Consider the following 313-nt stretch of genomic DNA (forward strand, 5'->3'; position numbering starts at 1 on the left):
AGACGGGTGACGGCAACGCCGCCGGCACCGGCTCCTTCACCGTCGCGCTGGTTCACGCCGCTGCGCTGCGCAGCCTCGCCGTCGAGCGCGGCGGCACGCCGGCCGCGATCGAGACCCGCTTCGGCCCTGTCTCTTATACACATCTGACGCTGCCGACGATTAACCTTCGGTGTAGATCTCGGTGGGCGCCGGATCATTAAAAGGGGGGGGGGGGGGGGGGGGGGGGGGGGGGGGGGGGGGGGGGGGGGGGGGGGGGGGGGGGGGGGGGGGGGGGGGGGGGGGGGGGGGGGGGGGGGGGGGGGGGGGGGGGGGG

General features: G+C 78.6%; 1 protein-coding gene. It reads left to right on the forward strand.

Annotated features, from left to right (window positions below):
• Positions 1–200, forward strand: a 200-nt coding sequence (locus tag JHD80_RS28495) for a hypothetical protein (RefSeq protein WP_210340015.1), incomplete at its 5' end; no start/stop codon positions are given.
• Between the last annotated feature and the right edge of the window lie 113 nt (positions 201–313).

The organism is Allobosea sp. ASV33, from assembly GCF_016428755.1.
In the GTDB taxonomy this organism is placed as follows: Bacteria; Pseudomonadota; Alphaproteobacteria; order Rhizobiales; family Beijerinckiaceae; genus Allobosea.